General features: G+C 37.3%; 28 protein-coding genes. 8 read left to right on the top strand and 20 right to left on the bottom strand.

The genetic code is table 11. The annotated features are described in order from the left end of the window. The 7 genes from F3G69_RS09460 to hemB form a co-directional block, all read right to left on the bottom strand. Nucleotides 1-556, bottom strand: a 556-nt coding sequence (locus F3G69_RS09460) for a LapD/MoxY N-terminal periplasmic domain-containing protein (protein ID WP_316341980.1), incomplete at its 3' end; no start/stop codon positions are given. Then, a complete protein-coding gene (locus F3G69_RS05255) occupies nt 553-1209 on the bottom strand; it encodes a transglutaminase-like cysteine peptidase (protein ID WP_054196396.1) in 657 nt (218 codons plus the stop codon). The genes F3G69_RS09460 and F3G69_RS05255, both read right to left, overlap by 4 nt. A gap of 20 nt (nt 1210-1229) precedes the next feature. After that, on the bottom strand, nt 1230-2900 hold the full coding sequence (locus F3G69_RS05250) for a TolC family outer membrane protein (protein ID WP_149714619.1): 1671 nt from the start codon (nt 2898-2900) through the stop codon (nt 1230-1232). A gap of 115 nt (nt 2901-3015) precedes the next feature. Further along, entirely contained in the window at nt 3016-4377 is a 1362-nt protein-coding gene (hemN, locus tag F3G69_RS05245) for an oxygen-independent coproporphyrinogen III oxidase (protein WP_103599794.1), read from the bottom strand. Further along, nucleotides 4370-4855 (bottom strand): DUF2603 domain-containing protein, encoded by a 486-nt coding sequence (locus tag F3G69_RS05240; protein WP_084040706.1) that lies wholly within the window; start codon nt 4853-4855, stop codon nt 4370-4372. The genes hemN and F3G69_RS05240 overlap by 8 nt, the downstream gene beginning before the upstream one ends. Further along, the gene (gene argF / locus F3G69_RS05235; protein ID WP_103599793.1) at nt 4852-5769 is read right to left on the bottom strand and encodes an ornithine carbamoyltransferase; all 918 of its coding nucleotides are present in this window, start codon (nt 5767-5769) and stop codon (nt 4852-4854) included. Before argF ends, F3G69_RS05240 begins: the two co-directional genes overlap by 4 nt. Nucleotide 5770: 1 nt before the next feature. Further along, nucleotides 5771-6742 (bottom strand): porphobilinogen synthase, encoded by a 972-nt coding sequence (gene hemB, locus F3G69_RS05230; RefSeq protein ID WP_149714618.1) that lies wholly within the window; start codon nt 6740-6742, stop codon nt 5771-5773. A 68-nt stretch (nt 6743-6810) separates the two neighbouring features. Between hemB and ribA the strand changes: the two genes are divergently transcribed. The 5 genes from ribA to htpX are packed head-to-tail and all read left to right on the top strand — an operon-like array spanning nt 6811 to nt 9371. Further along, on the top strand, nt 6811-7374 hold the full coding sequence (gene ribA / locus F3G69_RS05225) for a GTP cyclohydrolase II (RefSeq protein WP_149714617.1): 564 nt from the start codon (nt 6811-6813) through the stop codon (nt 7372-7374). Then, nucleotides 7374-7940: a 16S rRNA (guanine(527)-N(7))-methyltransferase RsmG gene (gene rsmG, locus F3G69_RS05220; protein WP_149714616.1), complete on the top strand. Its 567-nt coding sequence runs from the start codon at nt 7374-7376 to the stop codon at nt 7938-7940. The genes ribA and rsmG overlap by 1 nt, the downstream gene beginning before the upstream one ends. Next, nucleotides 7937-8131 carry a hypothetical protein gene (locus tag F3G69_RS05215; RefSeq protein WP_149714615.1) on the top strand — a complete coding sequence of 65 codons (195 nt, stop codon included), beginning with the start codon at nt 7937-7939 and terminating at the stop codon, nt 8129-8131. Before rsmG ends, F3G69_RS05215 begins: the two co-directional genes overlap by 4 nt. Then, the gene (locus F3G69_RS05210) at nt 8128-8493 is read left to right on the top strand and encodes a hypothetical protein (protein ID WP_149714614.1); all 366 of its coding nucleotides are present in this window, start codon (nt 8128-8130) and stop codon (nt 8491-8493) included. Before F3G69_RS05215 ends, F3G69_RS05210 begins: the two co-directional genes overlap by 4 nt. A gap of 8 nt (nt 8494-8501) precedes the next feature. Further along, a complete protein-coding gene (htpX, locus tag F3G69_RS05205) occupies nt 8502-9371 on the top strand; it encodes a zinc metalloprotease HtpX (RefSeq protein ID WP_149714613.1) in 870 nt (289 codons plus the stop codon). A gap of 107 nt (nt 9372-9478) precedes the next feature. On the opposite strand, the gene F3G69_RS09545 is transcribed toward htpX, so the two are convergent. From F3G69_RS09545 to pgp2, 6 genes are read right to left on the bottom strand one after another with little or no spacing between them, the layout of a single operon-like run. Next, on the bottom strand, nt 9479-9613 hold the full coding sequence (locus F3G69_RS09545; RefSeq protein ID WP_258033551.1) for a hypothetical protein: 135 nt from the start codon (nt 9611-9613) through the stop codon (nt 9479-9481). Then, nucleotides 9610-10011: a flagellar protein FlaH gene (locus F3G69_RS05200; protein WP_103599787.1), complete on the bottom strand. Its 402-nt coding sequence runs from the start codon at nt 10009-10011 to the stop codon at nt 9610-9612. The genes F3G69_RS09545 and F3G69_RS05200 overlap by 4 nt, the downstream gene beginning before the upstream one ends. Next, a complete protein-coding gene (locus F3G69_RS05195; RefSeq protein ID WP_149714612.1) occupies nt 10002-10433 on the bottom strand; it encodes a peptide deformylase in 432 nt (143 codons plus the stop codon). The genes F3G69_RS05200 and F3G69_RS05195 overlap by 10 nt, the downstream gene beginning before the upstream one ends. 9 nt (nt 10434-10442) lie before the next feature. Beyond that, on the bottom strand, nt 10443-11456 hold the full coding sequence (locus tag F3G69_RS05190) for an alanine racemase (RefSeq protein WP_149714611.1): 1014 nt from the start codon (nt 11454-11456) through the stop codon (nt 10443-10445). Then, entirely contained in the window at nt 11449-11688 is a 240-nt protein-coding gene (gene cmeU / locus F3G69_RS05185; RefSeq protein ID WP_021091016.1) for a CmeU family protein, read from the bottom strand. The genes F3G69_RS05190 and cmeU overlap by 8 nt, the downstream gene beginning before the upstream one ends. A gap of 2 nt (nt 11689-11690) precedes the next feature. Continuing rightward, nucleotides 11691-12656 carry a cell shape-determining L,D-carboxypeptidase Pgp2 gene (gene pgp2, locus F3G69_RS05180; RefSeq protein ID WP_021090919.1) on the bottom strand — a complete coding sequence of 322 codons (966 nt, stop codon included), beginning with the start codon at nt 12654-12656 and terminating at the stop codon, nt 11691-11693. A 137-nt stretch (nt 12657-12793) separates the two neighbouring features. On the opposite strand from pgp2, the gene F3G69_RS05175 reads away from it, so the two are divergent. The 3 genes from F3G69_RS05175 to F3G69_RS05165 all read left to right on the top strand — a co-directional run bounded on the left by F3G69_RS05175 (nt 12794) and on the right by F3G69_RS05165 (nt 14235). Then, nucleotides 12794-13216 (top strand): copper chaperone PCu(A)C, encoded by a 423-nt coding sequence (locus tag F3G69_RS05175; RefSeq protein ID WP_103599784.1) that lies wholly within the window; start codon nt 12794-12796, stop codon nt 13214-13216. A 71-nt stretch (nt 13217-13287) separates the two neighbouring features. Beyond that, nucleotides 13288-13683: a hypothetical protein gene (locus tag F3G69_RS05170; protein ID WP_021090968.1), complete on the top strand. Its 396-nt coding sequence runs from the start codon at nt 13288-13290 to the stop codon at nt 13681-13683. A gap of 9 nt (nt 13684-13692) precedes the next feature. Further along, nucleotides 13693-14235, top strand: coding sequence for an SCO family protein (locus F3G69_RS05165; protein WP_107793201.1), 543 nt, complete (start codon nt 13693-13695; stop codon nt 14233-14235). Between the two features lie 301 nt (nt 14236-14536). Here the strand turns inward: F3G69_RS05165 and F3G69_RS05160 are convergent, their stop codons facing one another. Genes F3G69_RS05160 through napA form a run of 7 tightly spaced genes read right to left on the bottom strand, consistent with a single transcriptional unit; the run spans nt 14537 to nt 21134 of the window. After that, a complete protein-coding gene (locus F3G69_RS05160; RefSeq protein WP_072594844.1) occupies nt 14537-14878 on the bottom strand; it encodes a chaperone NapD in 342 nt (113 codons plus the stop codon). After that, nucleotides 14875-15810, bottom strand: a complete 936-nt coding sequence (locus F3G69_RS05155) for a WD40 repeat domain-containing protein (RefSeq protein WP_149714610.1) — start codon at nt 15808-15810, stop codon at nt 14875-14877. Before F3G69_RS05155 ends, F3G69_RS05160 begins: the two co-directional genes overlap by 4 nt. Then, entirely contained in the window at nt 15807-16274 is a 468-nt protein-coding gene (locus tag F3G69_RS05150) for a 4Fe-4S dicluster domain-containing protein (protein WP_149714609.1), read from the bottom strand. The genes F3G69_RS05155 and F3G69_RS05150 overlap by 4 nt, the downstream gene beginning before the upstream one ends. Further along, complete coding sequence (locus F3G69_RS05145; RefSeq protein WP_084108411.1) at nt 16274-16801, bottom strand: nitrate reductase cytochrome c-type subunit; 528 nt, start codon at nt 16799-16801, stop codon at nt 16274-16276. The genes F3G69_RS05150 and F3G69_RS05145 overlap by 1 nt, the downstream gene beginning before the upstream one ends. Then, on the bottom strand, nt 16798-17589 hold the full coding sequence (gene napH, locus F3G69_RS05140; protein ID WP_103560247.1) for a quinol dehydrogenase ferredoxin subunit NapH: 792 nt from the start codon (nt 17587-17589) through the stop codon (nt 16798-16800). Before napH ends, F3G69_RS05145 begins: the two co-directional genes overlap by 4 nt. Continuing rightward, nucleotides 17586-18344: a ferredoxin-type protein NapG gene (gene napG / locus F3G69_RS05135; protein WP_087577164.1), complete on the bottom strand. Its 759-nt coding sequence runs from the start codon at nt 18342-18344 to the stop codon at nt 17586-17588. Before napG ends, napH begins: the two co-directional genes overlap by 4 nt. Nucleotides 18345-18353: 9 nt before the next feature. Further along, on the bottom strand, nt 18354-21134 hold the full coding sequence (gene napA, locus F3G69_RS05130) for a nitrate reductase catalytic subunit NapA (protein WP_149714608.1): 2781 nt from the start codon (nt 21132-21134) through the stop codon (nt 18354-18356). Nucleotides 21135-21295 lie beyond the last annotated feature (161 nt).

Below are 21295 nucleotides of genomic sequence, written 5' to 3'. Positions count from 1 at the left end.
CAGCCTGATCTTGAACCTTCATAAGTGGTCTAAAAATAGCTTTTAGAGCGAAATATGCCACCACGAGAGTGACAATTATCATCAGAAGAAGAAAATTAAAAATATTTTTTGAGTTAGTATAAAGCTCATTGTAGGCAAGTGCGGTGCTGCCTTGAACATAAAGCGTGCCAAATTTTGCCCAGCCAGTCATAATCTCGCTATCTGCTATTGGCGCTTCAAACTTGGCTATTTTGTAAAACCACTCAGGAATATCTTTAACAACAGTTTGTTGAGAATTTTCAATAAGAACCTTGCCATCAACATCTTCAAGCTTGATAAGCTTGTATCTACCGCTGTCAAACATAGAATTTATCATTGTTTGAGCCAAGGACATGTCATCTGGATCGATAATAGGCTTTAAAGCAAGTCCAAGCGAATTTGCTGTATGTCTTGCGTTTTCACCAAGCTGGTCATTAATATATCCATTTAGGCTCTTAAAATTTAAGTAGCCAACAGCCATAAAAATCATGATACCAAAAGTTATCACGGCGATCATAATTTGTTTAAATAGCGTCATAAATCCTCTTTTCCTATCCTATCTATTAGTTCCATCCACTTAGGATTTTGTTTTTTATTTCCACCTGGTATTGCTTGACCAAGACCTTCTTGTTTTGCCAAGTATAGCGAATCACCATTAAAACTATAAACTGGAACAAGGTCTGTTCTTTGAGTTGCGATTTTTATTTTACCATTTATGTTATCTAAAATTAATGGAATAGATTTTGGTGTATCATAGTATGCTAAAACCATATGAGCTTGATTGTATCTTAAGGCTTTAACATATGTGAAGTATAATTTTTGAGTTGGAATTCCTAGCTGCTTTAGTGTAAAATATTTTGCGATAACGTAGTCTTCGCAGTCACCAGCACCTTTTCCTATAAATTCCATTCTAGTAGCCCAATAATCCTTTTTGTGCCAAAGCTGCATATCATCAACCCATCTAAAAGAGTTAAAAAAGTCATTTACTTTTATTAATTTCTCTTGTTCAGTTGCATCTTGCAATGAAGTCATTAAAGAATTTAGAGCAGAAGCCCTTCTTCTTGCATCTTCTCCATAAATTTTAGCTACCTTTGCTATAGTTGTTGATTTTATAAAATCCCCAATAGCACTTGCTAATAATAAAAAAAGGACGCTTACTATAAGCGTCCAAAAATTTGTCTTGACCCTCATGGTCATTACTTTTTACATTTTTATCTTAAATCGTTTTGAATGCTGCAAGCACCTTGAATGTATCTCTTTGCAAAACCTGGTTCAAAGCTATCTGAGATCATTCCCATATTATCTAATAGTCTGTATTTTGCATAAGATAGTGCTGTCTCAGTTGTAGCGATCTCTTTTAACGCGGAGTTATATTCATTTTCAGCATCAAGTAAGTTTATAAGATCACGACGACCGATTCTAAACTCATCCTGATAAGCATCAAGTGTAGCTTTAGCATATTCAACGTGTTGATTTAGATATCCCATTTTTTCTTGGTTAAGAACATAATTTTGCCATGAAAATTCCAAAGATTCTTTAAGCTCTCTTACAAGATTATCCAAAGTTTGTTGCTCTTGTTGAACGGCAAGTTGGCTTTTTTCTTTATCTAGTTTATCATTGCCTTTATTGTAAAGGTTATAGTTTAGTCTTAAAAGTGCGTCGAATGTTTGTTCTTCATAATTGTCATATAAAACATTTGAATGATCATACGCACCAGATACAACAAGATCTAATTTTGGTAAGAATGGCGCATTTTTCTCTTTTACAACTGACTCTGCCATAGCAATATTTGATTTTTGAACCAAAAGTGATGGATTGCAAAGAATAGCTTTGTTATAAACAGCCTCTTTTGTGCTAGGCAAAGGAAGGCTAAACTCAGGCATCACTAAATTTTTAGCTGCAACTTTTTTTCCATATAATTTCTCAAATGTAGAAAGTGCATCTTCATAGTTATTTTTAGCGGCTGTATAGTTTGATTGAGCTAAAGTATAGCGTGATCCAGCTTGTCTCTCTTCAGAAGCTACGCCATAACCTGATCTTGCTCTATCTTTAATTTGACTATAAATTTCCTCGTGACTCTTTACATTTTCTTCTTCAATGTCTAAAATTCTCTTAGTTTGAAGAACTTGCAAGTAAGCATTTGCAGCATTTAGCGTAAGTCTATCTGCAGCTTGTGCTACTGAATAAGCAGCTGAATCAAGTCTTGCACTTTGAGAATTTATTCTATTTTTATCAGCACCACCATTGTATAAATTTTCAACCAAGGTTAGAGATGTGCCAGAGATTCTTCCATCTCCTCTTCTTGTAGAAACTCCATCATCAAGGCGTTTTTTCTCATATCCTACTCTAGCAGCAGCATCAAGTGTTGGATAGTAAGCATTTTTTGCTATTTTTAGATCTTTACCAACTTGTAGATAGTTAAATTCTGTAGCTTTTAAACTTGGGTTTTCATTTAAAATAGTCTTTATAACTTGATCTAAAGTCAAAACTCCATCATCAACTTGTGCTACTGGTTTTACTTCAGTTGATATAGCTTGTTCTATATTAGATTTTTTTGTTATTTGAGTATCAGCTACAGGTGCTTTTGCTCTCATTAAAGCATCTTTATATCCTGACTCATTTTGAACTTTAGTCAATAATTCATTAGCTTCATTTTCAGAAACTGGAACTGTGTCAACATACAAAAATTTTCGTCCACCAACCTCATAGATACCTGTAGTTAGTCTGCTATCAGAAATTTTGCTATTGACTTTATTAACAGCACTATCAATTCTAGCCTGATTATCATCTTGTGCAAATGAAGCTAGAAAAATCCTATAAGGAACATCTTGAGCTGACAGCACAGTTGCTGCCAAAGCACTAATTGCTAACATCTTTTTCATAACTAAGATCCTTTTACCTTTTTATTAACAAGCCTAGACTTGAACTTTTTGGTACGAATTATACAACAAGAAATATTAAATATATTTTAAATATCTTATGACAAAAAAATAATTTTTATATAGTTTTAGAGAATCGTCTCAAACTCTCAGGAATTTTCTTAAGATACTCATCAAAGCACATTGCAATATTACGTATTATTAGTGTCCCTGTTTCATTTACGCTAATTTTTGTAGGTGCAATATCAACAAATTCACTTAAATTTTTAAGCTCCTCAAGCTCATCCTTAAAGTGTTCAAAGAAATTTATATGAAATTCATTCTCGATGGCTTTGATATCAAGCCCAAAATTACTCATTAAGTTCATAATCACACTCTTTCTAAGTAGATCTTCATCACTTAGATAAATTCCTTTTGCGTACGGCAATCTTCCACTATCGATCGCCTTTTCATACTCGTCCATATCTTTATGATTTTGTGCGTAGTGTCTTTTGCATTCACCTATGCTAGTCACTCCAATGCCAATAAGATCAGCACCACCCTTTGTCGTATAACCTTGAAAATTTCTATGCAAAGTACCATTTGCAAGAGCACCAAAAAGCTCATCATTTGGCTTTGCAAAGTGATCCATTCCTATCATTATATAGCCATTTTTAGTTAAAAACTCAGCTGTAAATTTTAAAATTTCAAGCTTCACTTCTGGATTTGGCAATGTGGTTTCATCAAATTTACGCATTGATTTTTTTATCCATGGCACATGAGCGTAGTTAAATACCGCAAGTCTATCAGGATCAAGTGTGAGGGCTAGTTCAAGCGTCTTTTTAAAGCTCTCTAGGCTTTGATACGGCAGGCCATAGATCAGGTCCATATTTATTGATTTTATGCCCTTTTGCCTAGCCATTTTTACAGCATTTTGGGTGATCTCATAGGGCTGAATTCTATGAATTTCTTTTTGCACCTTTTCATCAAAGTCCTGCACGCCGTAGCTTATGCGATTAAAGCCATGAGATATAAGCACGTCAAGCTGCTCGTTTGTTAAAAATCTCGGATCTATCTCACAGCTTATCTCAGCCTCTTTTGAGAAATTTTTAAATTTAGATTTGATTAGTTTTATGATCTCATCAAGCTGCGCGGCATTATAAAATGTTGGTGTGCCGCCACCAAAGTGCATCTGTAAGACCTCGGCACTGGTGTCCAGGTAGTGAGCTAAAATTTCAAGCTCTTTTTCTATATATCTTATATATTTCTCTTTGCGGTCCTCTTTGCTAGTGTAGATGACATTACAGCCACAAAAATAACAAGCACTTCTGCAAAATGGCAAGTGTAAATAAAGCGAAAGCGGTCGATTCAAATCACGATTTTCAAGCTCTTTTATATAAGCTTCATAGCTAAATTTATCACTAAACTCTGGTGCTGTCGGATAGCTAGTATATCTTGGCCCTGGCCTTGAATACTTCACATAAGCACTAAAATCAATCATCTGCCCTACTCCTTGCCATTTGAATCACCTCTTTTATGTCTACAAATAAATTTGGGTGCTCTTTTTTGATATTTTTTACTAGTTTGTCAAGATCAATATTAAATTGCCTACTTTTTTTATCGCTTGCGATCTTTTTTATCTCATCCATAGCAACCACCCAAACATCGCTAAAATCAACCGGTATATTTTGCCAGATCGTCTTTTCAAGCCTTAGATCAAAATTTTCTTTTTGCGACTCTTTTAAGGCCTCGATCAAAGCCGAAAGCGATTTTACAGAGATTACTGTGTGTAAATTTTGATTTTCATCAATACCAAACCACGGCTCTTTTGAGTCCCAAGAGCCACTTTTTAAATTTAAAATATGCTCATTTGGATTTTTTGTTGAAACTATCTCAAAGATCGTCTTTTCAGGGCTACTCAGCCCAAGGTTATTGCCGATCTCATCTATCTCATCATATATATTTTTCTCTTTGCTCATCTTCTTCTCTCATCCAGCCAGACCATCACGCTTTTTTGGGCATGAAGTCTGTTTTCAGCCTCGCTAAAAATTTCATCTGCGTGCTTCTCAAAAACTGCCTCGCTCACTTCGTAGCCCCTATAAGCTGGCAAGCAGTGCAAAAATATCGCGTCTTTTTTAGCTAAGCTCATCAAATTTTCATCCACGCAGTATCCAGCAAAGTCTTTTAGCCTCTTTTCTTTCTCAGCCTCTTGCCCCATCGATATCCAAGTATCTGTAGTCACTACATCGGCACCATTTACCGCTTCTTTTATATCATTTGTGATAAAAATTTTCGCACCTGAAATTTTTGCGTTTTCATTAGCCATCTTTAAAATTTCTGCATCCACTTCGTAGCCTTTTGGCGTGGCTACTCTTAGCTCAAGTCCTAGCTTACTTGCTAGCATGAGCCACGAGTGAGTCATGTTGTTGCCATCTCCTACGTATGCGACCTTTTCACCTGCGCTAAATTCAAGCATCGTAAGATAATCCGCCATTAGCTGCACTGGGTGAAATTTATCGCTTAAGCCGTTTATCACTGGCACGCTTGAAAATTTAGCAAATTCTTCTAGCGTCTCGTGTTTATCGACCCTTAGCATAGCCATGTCACACATCCTGCTTATCACTCTGGCAGTGTCACGGATTGGCTCGCCACGGCCTATTTGTATATCATTTTTACTTAAAAATAGCGCATATCCGCCAAGCTCATGCATGCCTACATCAAAGCTTACCCTAGTTCTAGTTGAGCTTTTTTCAAATATCATCGCAAGCTTTTGATCTTTAAGATATGGCTTAAATTCTCTAGCCTTCGCCTCTTTTTTGATCTTACGGGCTAAATTTATCATCTGTTCGATCTCATCTTTACTAAAGTCATTTAGCGTCAAAAAGTGCCTCATCTTAGCCCCTTAAAATTTTGGCTGCTTCTTTTGCGTGATATGAAATGATCAAATTTGCCCCTGCTCTTTTAAAGCCAATCAAAGTCTCCATCATAACGCGATCATAGTCTATGATGCCAGCTTTTGCGCCAGCTTTTAGCAGCGCGTACTCACCGCTTACGTTATAGACGCAAAGTGGCAGAAGTGTTAAATTTCTAAGCTCTCTAACTACGTCAAGATAGGCAAGCGCTGGCTTTACCATCAAGATATCAGCGCCTTGTGCCTCGTCCTGCAAGCTCTCATTGATAGCCTCTAGGCGGTTTGCGCTGTCCATTTGGTAGCTCTTTCTATCGCCAAAGCTTGGAGCGCTTTGCGCCACATCGCGAAATGGTCCGTAGTAGGCTGAGGCAAATTTAGTCGAGTATGCCATCACTGGTAAATTCTCAAAGCCGTTGCTATCAAGCGCCTCTCTTAGCGTTGCAATGATGCCATCCATCATACCGCTTGGTGCGATCATATCGGCCCCATTTTGAGCGTGTATCAAGGCTTGTTTAGCTGAAATTTCAAGCGTTGCGTCGTTGTCGATGGTGTTGTGCACGTGGTCGATTATGCCACAGTGGCCATGGTCTGTATATTCACAAAAGCAAAGATCAGTGACAACTACTAAATTTGGGAATTTATCTTTTATGGCTCTAAGCGCGGTTGCGATGATGCCGTCGTTGCTTAGTGCGTCACTACCAACGCTATCTTTTAGGCTTGGTATGCCAAATAAAATGATCGATTTTATGCCTAAATTTACTATCTCTTCGCACTCTTTTAAAATTTCATCGATACTCATTTGATAAACGCCCGGCATCGAAGCGATCTCGTTTTTAACGCCTTTGCCCTCGACTACAAAGAGCGGATAGATGAAGTCATTTACGCTAAGGCTAGTCTCTCTTACCATGTCTCTTAGGGCTGGATTTATTCTTAATCTTCTAAAACGTTTAAACATATTTTTGCCTTTTCTTTGTTAAAATGCGTGGTTTTTAGCTAGTTTAGCACAGTTGGAGTAAATTTAAAATGAAAATAGAAATTTCAAACGCCGCAAATCTACCTTCAAGGTTTGGCGCTTATAAGGTTCAAGCCTTCAAAGAAGGGTCAAAAGAGCACCTCGTGATCTACAAAGAGCCTTTGAGCGAGGTGGTAAATCTTAGAATTCACTCCGAATGCCTAACTGGCGATGCGATCGGAAGCCTAAAGTGCGACTGTCGCGACCAGCTTGAAGCGAGCCTAAAATATATCGAAGAAAATGGCGGCATGGTCATCTACTTACGTCAAGAAGGCAGAAATATCGGGCTTTTAAACAAGATAAACGCTTATAGCCTCCAAGACAAGGGCTTTGACACGATAGAAGCCAATCACCAGCTAGGTTTTAAGGCTGATGAGAGGACTTACGAAGTGGTTGATTTTATCCTAAATCACTACGGCATAAAAGAGGTAAATTTGCTCACAAATAACCCATTAAAACTTCACGGACTAAGCTCAGTAAAGATCGTAAAACGCGTGCCTATCGTCATCAAGCCAAATAAATTTAACGAAGGCTACTTAAAGGTCAAAAAAGAGCAAATGGGGCACATCTTGTGATGAAAAATGAGCTTTGTTTGCCAGCTGAATTTGACGAAAAAGTAAAGGCTTACGCTCAAATTTTTGCTAAATTTAACAAAGTTCATAGCTTAAGCAATTATAAAGACATAAGCGAGCAGGTGCTTGATAGTATTAGACCGCTTGAAATTTTTGATCTAAGTGCTAAAACTGCGATCGATGTTGGCAGTGGGGCTGGCTTTCCAGCGATATTTCTAGCACTTGCGATGCCACGCACTAAGTGGCACCTTTTTGAGCCGATAGCCAAAAAGTCATCGTTTCTAAGCTTCGTTAAAATCGAGCTTGGCTTGCAAAATTTAGAAGTTCATAGCCAAAAGATCGAGCTTGCAGATAAATTTACAGCTGATCTCATCACCTCAAGAGCACTTAGCAAGACAAAAGAGCTCATAAAAATTTGCGAGGGATTTTATGATGAAAGCACTAAATTTCTCATCTACAAGGGCTCAAGCGTCATGGATGAAATTTTAGGTATCAACGCGCAAATTTATAATGAAAAAAACAGAAACTACATATATTTTAATCTCAAAAATCAAGGGGAGAAACGTTGAAATACTTGCTTTTTGTAGCGATTTTGATTGCGATTTACATCATATTTTTTAAAAATAGAAAAAAAAGCGACAAGATAAGCACCAGCAACTTCGAAGAGTGTAGCAAATGCGGTGTCTTTAGTGACATCGACCAAATGGTGCTGCGAGACGGAAAATACATCTGTAAAGAGTGCATAAAGGGTGAGGGATGAAAATTTTGGGTGATGAGCTGATCAAATTTGAGCCATTATATCTTTGCAAAAGTGAAGATGAAATTTCAAACGGCAGGCAAAATCTCTTTAAATTTGATAGAAATTTCATAAAAAGGGCACTAGAAGCTGAAGCAAACTTTAGCGTTTTTGTGACAAATATAAATGAAGCCATTATCGCAAACGCGGCTGGAGCAAAATTTATTATCGCAGATATTGACATTGCAAAAGATCTAGCTAAGATAGCTGAGAGCTATTTATTTGATGCACTTATAGCTGTTTTGGTAAAAGATGAAAGCGAGCTAGCACAGCTTGCAAAATTTAACATTGACGCCGCGATCTTGCCAAACGCTATAAAAGAATAAGGACAAAAATGGAAATTTTCAAAACCGCTTTTTTAATGGTTACTTTAATGCTGATTTTTATCGCTGTTGGCGGATATATTGGAGGTGAGCATGGCATGATGATCGCCTTTTTGATAGCGGCTGGCACAAATATCTTTTCATATTTTTTTAGTGATACTATAGTGCTTAAAAGATATAACGCTATCCCAGTTGATGAGAGTAATGCTCACGGGCTTTATGAGATCGTATCTCGCCTCACACAAAAGGCAAATTTGCCTATGCCCAAAATTTACATCATCCCAGAAGAGGTACCAAACGCCTTTGCCACAGGCAGAAACCCAAGCCACGCAGCTGTCGCGGTCACCGAGGGGCTTTTAAAAATTTTGAATGAAAACGAGATCGAAGGCGTGCTAGCTCACGAGCTAAGCCACGTAAGGCACTACGATATCCTAACTGGCTCAATCGCTGCCATACTAGCTGGTGCTATCGCAATGCTTGCAAATTTTGCTAAGATTGGTGGTATTGCTGGGCAAAGCAGTGGTTCAAGAAGAGGTGGCGGTAATGCCATCGTTATGCTAGCACTTGCTATACTCATGCCAATAGCTGCCACAATCATCCAAATGGCGATCTCAAGGGAGCGCGAGTACAAGGCGGACAAAGGCGCAGCCTATCTAACAGGACACCCAGAGTGGCTTGCAAGCGCTCTAAGAAAGCTTGAGAGCTACTCAAATTCTTACGTTATGCAAAACGCAAGCGAGCAAAGTGCTCATATGTTTATCGTAAATCCATTTGGCTCGCTAACTAACAAGCTTGGCGTACTTTTTAGAACGCATCCAAGCACTAGCGATAGGATTGCTGAGCTTGAAAAACTTGAACAAGAGATAAAAAGAGGCATGTAAAAATTTAGTCCTTAGTGAAATTTGGGCTAAATTTCTTCTTTTTGCCATCTTTTTTTAGCTTTAAATTTATAAATTTGCAAAAATTTTAAATTTTATGAGCGAATAATTTAGACTCTGATTTTAGCGACAAGCTTTGCGAGGCTTAAAATCAGTAGTAGATTCTTGTGAGTAAATGGAATTTTAAAATTTGCAAAAAGATCAAATTTACAACCAAAAAACCAAAATTTAGCCCCAAATTTCACTGCAATTCCTTACAGTCGCGATCTTCTATAGTGTACTCAAAGATCAGCTCACCATTTTCTGAATAAAAAAGCTCATCCAATGCAACACCGATACTTAGCATATTTAAGATCTCTTTATCTTTGCAAGCAGTTCGCAGATTCTCTTTTTTGATAGCTTCGATAAATTCCAAAAGTTCTTTCTCCTCAAGCCTTTTGATCTCTTGCTTTCTTGCGTGTTTGATGGCATATCTATAAATGAGCGTATCACCGACATTCAAGATATCATTAAGTGTCAGTGTTGGCGTGCAGATGAATGGGAGCTTTTTTTTGTAGTAAGTTGCGTGATTTTTCGCTGCCATATCTGGCGTAAGAGCCAGGGCAAGCGAGTAAAAAAATAGTAAAAAAAGGACTACTCGCAACTGCTTTTATCCAAATTTATATCAAAAAAATGCCTACCTTCAAAGCCGTAACTACCACTTAGAGTGATGCCACGATTTAGCACAGCTCTAGCCATACCTGAGTTACAAAGCACATCTTTTCCATTTTTATAAAACTCATCTTTTAAAGCTAAAATTTGAGCTTTGTTGTAGCCTTTTATCCTCTTTATCTTGGTCTCGTTTAAAACAAACTCGCCATGTATGTTTAGCCCGCTGCTACTCACATCTTTTAGCGTAATCATCTCATCGACCCTGCTTGGTAAATTTGGCTTTGCAGTTTGGACGACAAAGGTTGGGATCTGCTTAGTGTCAAGCTGATTTAGTATCTGCTCATAAATTTTAAACTCACTCTCTTGCACACCAAAAGCAAGGCTAGCAAGAGCTAATAAAATAATCTTTTTCACATATTGCCTTTATATAAATTTTCTAGTGATGTTTGGCGAGAGTTTTACTAAAATGTCATAACTTATCGTATCAAAAAATTTCGCCCAAATATTTGCATCCTCAAAGACACAGACCCACTCGCCGCTATCTTTACAACTAAAGCTATCCATAGAAATTTTGCCTAGTATTGGCTCGTTATTGGCAAGTCTTAACTCACCACAGCCATTGTATCTTAGTAACCCATCGCCATATCCAAGATCATAGGTGGCTACATTTATATCTTCTTTTGCGCTAAATTTAGCGCCATATCCAACACCTTGACCACTTTTTAAAATACGCTTGCTAACTCTTTTTGCCCATAGTGAAAGTACCGGCTTTAACCCCAAACTATCATTGAACTGAGAGTATCCATACTGGGCAATACCAATACGCACCATATCATCTTCAAGCTCGCCTGCTCTCTCAAGAGCAGCTGAGTTGTGAGAGTGAAAGATCGGTTTTTTTATACCAAACTCATCGCAAAGAGCTAAAATTTTCTCTTTTGCAGCCCTAAAATTTTCCCTTTGCACAAAATAATCAGCATTTAGCTCATCACTTGCGCGAAAATGAGTATAAGCTCCAAGAAGCTCTAAATTCCTTCTTGTTAAAATTTCAAAGGCGTAATCAAGCTCGCTTATATCAAGCCCATTTCTATGCATGCCAGTATCGATTGCAAGGTTGATTTTTGAGCCATCTTTTATCTTTAAAAGTGCCTCTATATCGTTTATCGCGTAGATAAATTTACTACTTTCATTTCCGGTTGGGATATGTGAGAGAATGAGAATATTTTCAAATATGTCAGAAATTTCATTTGCCTCAAACTCGCTTTTTACAGCACAAATTTCTATGCCAAATTTTTTAGCTTCATTTGCAATAAGCCTTGCGCCATGGCCATAAGCATTGTCTTTTAACACAACTATTACTTTCTCTTTGCCACCAGTTTTAGCACAAATTTGAGTGAGATTATGGATATATGAAACTTTATTCAGACGTATTTCAGACATTAAAATTCACATTAAAGGCAGTATAAACATCCGGTAAAAGTTTTCTTACGTTGTAATCAAATGCATAAAATTTGGCGTAAATTTCTTTCAGATCAGCCTCTTTTACTTTGCTAAAATCAAAAACATCAGTACCATCTTTCTTTGGAACTTGGCGGTCAAGCTCAGCAAAAAAAGCAGCTCTTGCCTCTAAAATTTTCTCGATTTTTTCTTTTACTTCTTGAGATTTTTCCACTTTTACTCCTCTATAAAAATTTTCATATCATCGTTATAAAGCTTCACATAAAGCGTCTTTTGCCCAGCAAATTTGTGCGTATCTGAAACATAATCCTCATAAAAACTCACACGAAAAAGCCTATCATTTTTAAGGTTTGGATAAGGCGTGATGAGAAAATTTGAAAAACTAATGCGTTTTTTCTCTTTTTTAGAAAAAATAGCCCGTTTCATACTTTTAAATTTTTCCAAGCTCATACCATCGTATCGCTCAAAGTTTTTATCATAAAATTTAAGATAGTTTTCAATGTCGCTCTCGCTCCATGTCTTTTTCCAGCCCAAAAGCCCAGAAATGATCACTGCAATATCTTTTGCGCTAGCTTCTGGACGCTTATCTTCGTAGATAAATGCAAGTGTTTTTTTGTGATCCACAACATCATCAAATTTCATCAAAGTATCATTTTGCATAGCCACGCAGCCTTTTGTTTTTAGCTCGTCTGTCCTTTGACCATCAAGCGGGTAGCCATGTATCCAAATGCCACCACCATTTCGCTTTGCAAGCTTATCAAGCAAATTTGGGTATGAAAGCGAAAATGCAAGTGGACCAAGATATCTATCATTTGGCGTAAATCTACGTGTAAGCTGATACACTCCAACCGGTGTTTTTAGATCGCCTTCAAGAAGCTTATCACCATTTTTGCCAACTATAACGCTTGAGCTAAAAAGCTTTTTTGTAATGCCGCCATTATAAGAGATCACTTCAAGCTTTTTTTTAGTTTTATCAACTACACTTAGAAGTATCTCGTTGTCATAATACCCATATCTTACATCCTTGCCCTCAAGCTTTTTTAGCCAGTAATCCTTACTTAAAATATTTTTTTCGATGGCATCAATAACAGCAGCTGAGCCATTTTTTAAGTAAATTTCTTCATAATTTTGGGCAAAAAGACAAGGCGATAACGCGATGAAGAAAAATATAATTTTTTTCAAGTGAAATATCCCAAAAAGTAAAATTTAGTCCGTAATTATATCCTAAAAAATTTATATTTTTAGATTTTAAAGGTAAATTAAGTAGTTCTAAATGTATAATGTGAAAACCATTATTAATTTTACCACAAAGGAAAAATATGAAAAAAATCGTTTTTGGTGCGATGCTTGCAGCTTCTGCTCTTATGGCGGCTGATATCAGCCTAGAAAATGTTAGAGCTAGAGATACAAAACCCGGCACAAACAATAGTGCAATTTTTATGGATATAAAAAATGCTTCAAATTCTGATGTAAAGCTTATTGGTGCTCACTCAAGCGTTTGCAAAAACACAGAAATTCATACTCACAAAATGAATGATGGTATGATGGCTATGGTTCAAATCGAAGATGCAGTGATCCCAAAAAATGGTGAAACAAAACTAGCTCCTGGCGGTTTACACATTATGCTTATGGATCTAAACAAACCATTAAAAGATGGTGATAAAGTTGATTTAGAGCTAAAATTTAGCAATGGCGAGAGCATAAAGCTTGATAATATCGGAGTAACTAAAAACTTTAAATAATGAAAAAAATCATAATTATTTTTTCATTTATCTTTATTGTTTTAGGTGCTTTTTCGATAGGCTATAAGCTTATGACAACGAGCAAAGAAGATCCACCTGAATTTGCCGATGTAAACACATCGCTAGATCCTTTAAAATGTGATCTAAACAATAAATCTTGTGAGATGGAATTTAAAGGCGTAAAGCTAAAAATAGACATCTCGCCAAGACCTATTTATGCTATGAGGCCTTTTAGCTTTAAAATCATTAATGGTAAAAATTTAGGGCTAAAAAATCCAAGTCTTGAAATAGACGGCATAAATATGAATATGGGATCGATCAAAGCAAGACTTGAGCCAAGAGGCGATAACTTAACTGCTCAAGTAGTGCTAAGTGCTTGTGTTGTCGAGCTTATGAGATATAGATTTAAAGTGCTTGATGACGAAAAAGAAACTGGTTTTTTTGTAGATCTTGATCTAAAATTATAGAGGGTAACGATGAAAAAGGCATTTTGGGGCTTAATAATAATCTTAATTTGTATAGGTGTTGCACTTTTGCTAACAAAGCCAAACAAGTATGATTTTAAGGCACTTTCACAAAATGGTGAAGTAAGTCTTAAAAATTACGACGGAAAGTACAAAGTTATATATTTTGGTTATCTTTTTTGCCCCGATGTCTGCCCTACTGCGCTCTCTTTGATTGGCGATGAGCTAAATAAACTAAAAAGAGATGACTTTGAGTTACTTTTTATTACACTTGATCCTGAACGCGATACTCCTGAAAATTTAACTCTAATGGCAAAAAATTTCTATAAAGATGCTGATGGATTAAAACTAAATGCTTTAAAAGAAGTGGCAAAAACCTATGGTGTAAAATTTCAAAAAGTCCGTCTTGAAAACTCAGCCATGGGCTACTCTGTTGCCCACAGCTCTTCAATATACTTAATAGACAAAAAAGGAAATTTTTATAAAGAAATTTCAAATCTAACAAATGAAAACATTGGAGAAAATTTATTAAATTTGATCAAAGATAGACCTTAGGCGAGAAAATTTAGTAAGCCAAAACTGACCTACTAAAATTCTTTATGCAAATATCATCTCAAGATCTTCTAATCTAAAATTAATTCACTTGTTATGTTTTTGATTTTAATGCTCGCTGAGTGATTTTTTCACCAAAAATCTAAATTAAGCCATTGAACATAAATTTAAATCTACAAACCAAATAAAGTTAATTAAGTGAAAACAGTACTATCAATGAATTTATTAAGAGGATCTATACGAAAGGTAGGCTTTTGCACTATAAATTTTTAATCATAATGCAAAAGATAGAAATTTAGTTTTGCTATTTCACTCTATGATGCACGCTGCCACCATAAGTAATATCTTCAGCCTTTACCTCATCACTTGTTAAAATTTCACTTATCTTGCCATTTTCTTCTAGCTTTTTCCTATTTTCTTCGGCATCTTCTTGATAGCTGTAAACCATCGCAACACTCACTACTCCACTGATAGCTTCTATCTTTTTAAAATTTTTTATCTCATCTTCAATACTATCTGAGCTAACTACCACTACGATTCTATCGTCTGCGTCGGTTATTATTTCACACTCTTTTAGCTTTTTTATCTCATTTTTTACACTTTCATTTTTATTGTCCGTATAAACTATTAAACTTGAAATATTCATTTAATTCTCCAAAACAAAATTTTATTCTCATAGGCTGAAGTTACGACTTCATTATCGCTTATAAAAACTATGCTATTTATCGTACTTTGTCCAGTTTTTAGCATTGCGATATTTTCTAAACTTTTACTATCAACTAAATTTACATCGCTCATCTCATCGCTCATATAAGCCGCCACTCTACCATCATCGCTAAGGCCGACGCCATAGACCAAAAAGCCGGTATTTATCTTTTTTAGGCTTCCAGCTGAAAATATCCCCACTATCCTGTCGGTGCCTCCGCTGATCATGACGCCATTTTTATATGAGATGTCGTAGATATTGTCTGTATGAATATCTAAAATTTGATCCATTTTTTTAGCTTTTATATTATAAAAGTAGACCTTCCCGCTCTCACAAGCGATAGCTAGCCTGCCTCTGTCTTCATTTATCTCCATATCTGAGAGCATTGCAATTGAAATTTTAAAGCTATCATAAATTTCACCACTTTTTAAGTTTAAAAAGTAAATTTCATTACTGATTGAAGCAAGTGCAATACGCTCGTCATCTAAAAATAATGCCTTTTTTGTTGCTTGATTTGGTATTTTTATGCTTTTCATCTGCCCATTTTCTCTTATATAAAGCACCTTTGTAGCATAGTCACCCTCACTTAGGATGAGTATCTTGCCATTTAACTCATCAACGTTTAAAATTTTTGGTCTTTCATGATCGCTAACGTATGTTTTTATATCTTTTATTTTTATTATCTCTTCAAATTTATCTTCTTTAGGATCATAAATTTCAACCGTCCCGCCATCAGTCGCGATAAAGAGTTTGCCATTTATTAGCGTTGTGCTTAGCACATTTGCACTAGCTTCTATTTGCTTGTATGGAGTGGTGATCTCGCTTGCAAAGATAAAATTTAATAGACAAAAAATAAAAAACAAAGCTCTCATAAGGCCTCCATTTGAAGTGAATTTTTAAAGCAAACATCAAAGCACTCGCCGCAACTTACGCAGTTTTGATTAACAATAGGACGAAAAACGCCAAGAAATTCGACTGCTTTAAATTTGCAAGCATCAAGGCAGTTGTAGCAGATCGTATCGTTCCATGCTAGACAGCTAGAAACATCGATGCTAACTTTTGCGTTTATACTTTTTGGCGAGCTTAGGCTTAATGTCTTCTTACCAAGACTCTCACAAGCCTTTGCGCACTCTTCGCAAAAGTCACAGCCCAGCTTTTTAACTTTAAAAACTACCCTTTCATTTTCAAAGCTAAGAAGCTCTTTTTCACAAGCATTTACGCAGCTAGCATCACATCCATCGCAGTCAAACTCACCACTAAAAAATGGCGGAGTTATAAATTTGGGAGCAGATTTTGCCCCCAAAATTTTACTAAAAAGCTCTCGCCTGCTTTGCATTATTTAACACCATCGTTTAAAACATCTAGCAAGTTTGACTTATGAGTACCGTTTTTATCTCTAAAGTCAGGCTTAAATTTATTACCGACTAGCTGAGTTAAGCCAGTTTGTTGCTCAACGTGGCATGTTGTGCAGTTATATCTTTCATCATCAAGCTTGCCTGCAAGATCTTTTTTATTTCTGATGTCATAAAGGTGAGATGATGGTATCGGTGTTGCTCCACTATCTTTTGCAAACTCAGGCATATGGCAGGTTACGCACATATTCATATCCTTTGTGATAGGCACTAAACCCTCAGTATCGTGTGGGATAAATGGCGGTGCATTTTCAAAAGACCTATCAAATTTCTTTGACATACCAGCTGGCTCTTTTGTGTAGTTCACATCTTTTAATACAACGTCTTTATCGTCTAGCAAATCGATATTTCTAAAGCCGATTTGCGAATCACTAATACTTGGATTATTAAAAGTACATGCCGCAAAAAACGCAGCACACAATCCTCCAAGCATCATTATTTTTATTTTCATTTTTCTCTCCTTAAATTTCTAATACTAAATTTCAAAGCCCCGTCTCCACAAACATCAATGCACCTACCACAGCTTATGCACTCGCTTGAGCTTACCGAGCGGCTCTCTTTACCGATCATATCAAGCACTTGCATCTCTGGACAAATAAGCTTACATTTCATACATTTTGTACAAGCCTGGGCATCATGTTTTACTCTAATTAGGGCAAATTTTGAGATGATGGCATAAAAGGCACCAAGTGGACAAACGTGCGAGCAAATGCCACGCTTTAACACAAACATATCAAAAGCAATGATCGCAACCGCTATGCCTAAAGCACTAGCTGAGCCGTAAATAATACCACGCTGAATAATGCCAATATAGCTAACGCTCTCAAATACTGGATAAGATAAAGCAAGGCTTAATATAAGAGCAAGAGCCAGCAAGTAATAACGTAAATTTTTACTCACATTTAAGACTTTTTCGCCCTTAAAGCCAAATTTTTCTCTTAGTTTAAAAGCGATATCGGTTAGTAAATTTATTGGGCATATCCACGAACAAAACGCTCTTGGAGCAACCAGTGCATAAAATGCAAAGATAATGCCAGCTCCAATAATTGCATTTATGCCAGCGCTAAAGCTTGCAAGTAAAATTTGAACCAAAGCAAATGGATCGCTTAGTGGAATTTTTCCAAAAAGCAAAGATGAGCTTAAATTTCCGCTAAGTATCTTAACTCCGTAAAAATTTCCTAGGATAAATAGTGCTAGGATAGAAATTTGAGTTATTCGTCTTAAGATTAAAAATTTCATAGCTCACCACCATTTAGATAATCAGTCGCTTTTTTAATGTCAAGCTTTATTTTGCTGTCCGCATCATCTATGCGTCTTTCATCTTCTTTTATCCAGCCTTTAACGTAGTTATCGCCTACTTTGCCAAGCACAGCGTCACGGTTTAGCACAGTAATGGCTGCTTTTTTAGTGATACAGGCTCGCTCGCATAGGCCACATCCGGTGCAGATGTCGCTATCGACCACTGGAAGCAAAAAGGCATGCTTTTGCGTCCTTTCGTTACGGCGATATTCAAGATATAAGGCTTTATCCAAAAGAGGACAAGCCCTGTAACAAGCATCGCACTGTATGCCCCAGTGTGCCACGCAGTTTTTCATATCAACCACCGCAACACCCATTTTGGCCTTATTTATATCAAGCTTGCCTTTTGTGCTTACTAAATTTACGTCCAAAGCTCCAGTCGGACAGGCTGGCACACAAGGGATATTTTCACACATATAGCAAGGAATTTTTCTAGGCTCGAAATAAGGCGTTCCAATGCTTATGCCATCTTCTAGCGATGAGAGCTTTAGCGTATCAAATGGACAAGCCTCTACGCAAAGCCCACACCTAATGCAGCTTTGTAAAAATTGCTTCTCTTCTTTTGCACCAGGAGGCCTAAGAAGCATAAGTGGCGAAGCCTTGGCACTAAGCGACCAAACAAAGCCTCCGCCAAGAGCCAAAAGTGCTACTTTTGCTCCAAATTTTAAAGCCTCTCGCCTACTTGAAAATCCCATATCGCTCACCTATGCTTTGTAAATTTTAACCGCACACTTTTTATAATCAGTCTCTTTTGAGATTGGGCAAGTAGCATCTAGTGTGACTTTATTGATAAATACGTTTTCATCAAACCAAGGCACATAAACAAGACCTACTGGTGGCTTATTTCTACCTTTTAGATCAACTCTTGCTTTTACCTTGCCACGGCGTGATTCGACCCAAACGATCTCATTTTGCATTACGCCAAGATTTTTAGCATCATCTTCATGCATATAGCAAAGTGCCTCTGGAACAGCTCTATAAAGCTCAGGAACACGCATGGTCATAGTGCCTGAGTGCCAGTGCTCTAGAACACGGCCAGTACATAGCCAGAACGGATACTCTTTGCTTGGCATCTCGCATGGATCCATGTAAGGGCGGAAGAAAATTTTTGCTTTGTTTGCAAGAGATGTTTTATCTTTATTTGTAACGCCTTTTAGATCGCCTGTTGGAAGTGCTGCATTTTTGTTGCCGTAGAATGCAAATTTCTCATTTGGGGCAGCTTTTTTAGCGTATGGGTCAAATTTAGTGTTAAATCTCCACTGAGTCTCTTTGCCATCAACTACTGGCCATCTAAGACCTCTTACTCTGTGGTAAGTGTCAAAGTCTGCTAGGTCGTGGCCGTGTCCAACGCCAAATTTTCTATACTCTTCCCAAAGATATTTATGGACGAAAAATCCATATCCTTTAAATTCTTTGCCATCTGAGCCGATCACTTTTCTGCTATCGCCAAATACTTCTGTATTGTCGTAGTTTTCCATGATTGGATCGTTTGCGCTAAATTTCTTAGCCTCTTCGTTTGCAAAAAGTACGTCAAATAGCGTATCTTCTTCGCTGTATCCCATAGCTTTTGCAGCATCTAGTACATTTGGAAGTGTAACTTTATCATTTACTTTTTTCTCACCCCAAACATCTTTTAGCTTAAAGCGCTTACTAAATTCCATCATTTGCCAAATATCAGGCATCGCTTCGCCAACTGGAAGTACTTGCTGTCTCCAGTGTTGTGTTCTTCTCTCAGCATTACCGTAAGCACCCCATTTTTCATAGATCATCGCAGTTGGGAGGATAAGGTCAGCCACTTTTGCAGAAATTCCTGGATAAGGATCGCTTACAACGATGAAGTTATCCATCTCACGAGCTGCTTTGATCCAGTGGTTTGCGTTTGCAGTATTTTGCCACGGATTATTTACTTGAACCCATATAAATTTAACCTTACCATCTTCAAGATCACGCATCATTTTTACGTAGTGAGAAGCGAGTACGCCACTTAGTGTTCCAGCAGGAAGTTTCCAAATTTTTTCAGTTATCTCTCTATGTTTTGGATTCTCAATAACCATATCAGCTGGCAAGCGGTGAACAAATGTTCCAACCTCTCTTGCAGTTCCACACGCACTTGGTTGACCAGTTAAAGAAAATGCTCCTGAGCCTGGAAGTGCTTGCTTACCAAGTAAGAAATGCACCATATAAGCTTGCTCATTTACCCATGTACCACGTTGGTGTTGATTAAAGCCCATCGTCCAAAAACTTACGACTTTGCGGTTTTTCTCGATGTAAAGATCAGCAAGTGCCTTTAGCTTTTTCTTAAATTCTTCTATATCTTCATTTGGATCGCCCTTTGCCACCTTTGCTGTAAAGTCAAGCGTGTAAGGTGCAAGAGCTTTTTTAAACTCTTCAAATGTTATTTGCCAATGTGCGCCAGATTTTGCAGCATTTTTATTTTCTAGCGTATCACCAGCTTTTAGTCCAAGATATGCAAGTGTAACACCCTCAGCTTCACTTAGCACCTTTGACTTCTCAGTAGCAGCAGTGTCTAGCTCGCTTGGAGCATATTTTTTATGATGAATGTCTGGACGAAGACCATATCCGATGTCGGCTGGACCGGTTGTAAATACACAGTGTTTTTTAACAAATTCTTCATCAATCATCTCTGGGTGGTTATAAACTATCTCACGAGCGATGTAGTTCCAAATAGCCAAGTCAGATGATGGAGCAAAAATGATCTCGATGTCAGCTAAATTTGATGTTCTAGTTGAGTAGGTGCTTAAATTTACAACCTTTACTCTATCAGGATCGCTAAGCTTTCTATCGCTCACGCGTGCCCAAAGGATTGGGTGCATTTCAGCCATGTTTGCGCCCCAAGCCACAATAGTATCTGTAAGCTCAATGTCATCAAAACAGCCTGATGGCTCGTCTATACCAAATGTTTGCATGAAACCAACAACTGCACTTGCCATACAGTGTCTTGCGTTTGGATCAATACTATTGCTTCTAAAGCCACCTTTTATAAGCTTAACAGCAGCGTAACCTTCTGGAATAGTATATTGACCAGAGCCTAGAACTCCGATGCCGTGAGGGCCTAGTTCATCATATGCTTTTCTAAACTGAGCCTCCATAACATCAAATGCTTGCTTCCAGCTTACTTGCTTAAATTTTCCTTTTTTATCAAATTCGCCTTTTTCATTTACACGCAAAAGCGGATGAGTGATCCTATCCTCGCCGTACATGATCTTAGCATTAAAATAGCCTTTAATGCAGTTTAGGCCACGATTTACTGGCGCTTCTGGATCGCCTTTTACAGCTACTATCTTGCCCTCTTTTGTAGCGACCATGATGCCACAGCCTGTCCCACAAAACCTGCAAGCAGCCTTATCCCAGCGCCAGCCTTTTTCAGCTTCGTTTGCTGCACTTAGCGAGCTTGGTACGGCTATACCAGCACTAGCACAAGCAGCACTGGCTGCAGCACTTTTTATGAATTCTCGTCGATTCATTCTTTCTCCTTTAAAGATTTAAAACAAATTTAATTGATATTAATCTTACAAAACTTATTTACAACTGATTTACATTTACAAAAATTTCAAAAAACTTAAGCCAAAAATGTAAATATTTTTCTACATAAAAATATTAATTTTCTCACAAAGTACGATTTTAA

The sequence above is a fragment of the Campylobacter concisus genome (genome assembly GCF_902460625.1).
Lineage (GTDB): Bacteria > Campylobacterota > Campylobacteria > Campylobacterales > Campylobacteraceae > Campylobacter_A > Campylobacter_A concisus_AD.
Note: the sequence above shows the minus strand (reverse complement) of the source record. Positions and strands in the feature narration are given on the sequence as shown.

Excerpts from the sequence above, each read along its gene's own strand:
- F3G69_RS05255 (WP_054196396.1), bottom strand. The coding sequence starts at position 1,209 with ATGAGGGTCAAGACAAATTTTTGGACGCTTATAGTAAGCGTCCTTTTT.
- F3G69_RS05250 (WP_149714619.1), bottom strand. The coding sequence starts at position 2,900 with ATGAAAAAGATGTTAGCAATTAGTGCTTTGGCAGCAACTGTGCTGTCA.
- hemN (WP_103599794.1), bottom strand. The coding sequence starts at position 4,377 with ATGATTGATTTTAGTGCTTATGTGAAGTATTCAAGGCCAGGGCCAAGA.
- F3G69_RS05240 (WP_084040706.1), bottom strand. The coding sequence starts at position 4,855 with ATGAGCAAAGAGAAAAATATATATGATGAGATAGATGAGATCGGCAAT.
- argF (WP_103599793.1), bottom strand. The coding sequence starts at position 5,769 with ATGAGGCACTTTTTGACGCTAAATGACTTTAGTAAAGATGAGATCGAA.
- hemB (WP_149714618.1), bottom strand. The coding sequence starts at position 6,742 with ATGTTTAAACGTTTTAGAAGATTAAGAATAAATCCAGCCCTAAGAGAC.
- ribA (WP_149714617.1), top strand. The coding sequence starts at position 6,811 with ATGAAAATAGAAATTTCAAACGCCGCAAATCTACCTTCAAGGTTTGGC.
- rsmG (WP_149714616.1), top strand. The coding sequence starts at position 7,374 with ATGAAAAATGAGCTTTGTTTGCCAGCTGAATTTGACGAAAAAGTAAAG.
- F3G69_RS05210 (WP_149714614.1), top strand. The coding sequence starts at position 8,128 with ATGAAAATTTTGGGTGATGAGCTGATCAAATTTGAGCCATTATATCTT.
- htpX (WP_149714613.1), top strand. The coding sequence starts at position 8,502 with ATGGAAATTTTCAAAACCGCTTTTTTAATGGTTACTTTAATGCTGATT.
- F3G69_RS05190 (WP_149714611.1), bottom strand. The coding sequence starts at position 11,456 with ATGTCTGAAATACGTCTGAATAAAGTTTCATATATCCATAATCTCACT.
- F3G69_RS05175 (WP_103599784.1), top strand. The coding sequence starts at position 12,794 with ATGAAAAAAATCGTTTTTGGTGCGATGCTTGCAGCTTCTGCTCTTATG.
- F3G69_RS05170 (WP_021090968.1), top strand. The coding sequence starts at position 13,288 with ATGACAACGAGCAAAGAAGATCCACCTGAATTTGCCGATGTAAACACA.
- F3G69_RS05165 (WP_107793201.1), top strand. The coding sequence starts at position 13,693 with ATGAAAAAGGCATTTTGGGGCTTAATAATAATCTTAATTTGTATAGGT.
- F3G69_RS05160 (WP_072594844.1), bottom strand. The coding sequence starts at position 14,878 with ATGAATATTTCAAGTTTAATAGTTTATACGGACAATAAAAATGAAAGT.
- F3G69_RS05155 (WP_149714610.1), bottom strand. The coding sequence starts at position 15,810 with ATGAGAGCTTTGTTTTTTATTTTTTGTCTATTAAATTTTATCTTTGCA.
- F3G69_RS05150 (WP_149714609.1), bottom strand. The coding sequence starts at position 16,274 with ATGCAAAGCAGGCGAGAGCTTTTTAGTAAAATTTTGGGGGCAAAATCT.
- F3G69_RS05145 (WP_084108411.1), bottom strand. The coding sequence starts at position 16,801 with ATGAAAATAAAAATAATGATGCTTGGAGGATTGTGTGCTGCGTTTTTT.
- napH (WP_103560247.1), bottom strand. The coding sequence starts at position 17,589 with ATGAAATTTTTAATCTTAAGACGAATAACTCAAATTTCTATCCTAGCA.
- napG (WP_087577164.1), bottom strand. The coding sequence starts at position 18,344 with ATGGGATTTTCAAGTAGGCGAGAGGCTTTAAAATTTGGAGCAAAAGTA.
- napA (WP_149714608.1), bottom strand. The coding sequence starts at position 21,134 with ATGAATCGACGAGAATTCATAAAAAGTGCTGCAGCCAGTGCTGCTTGT.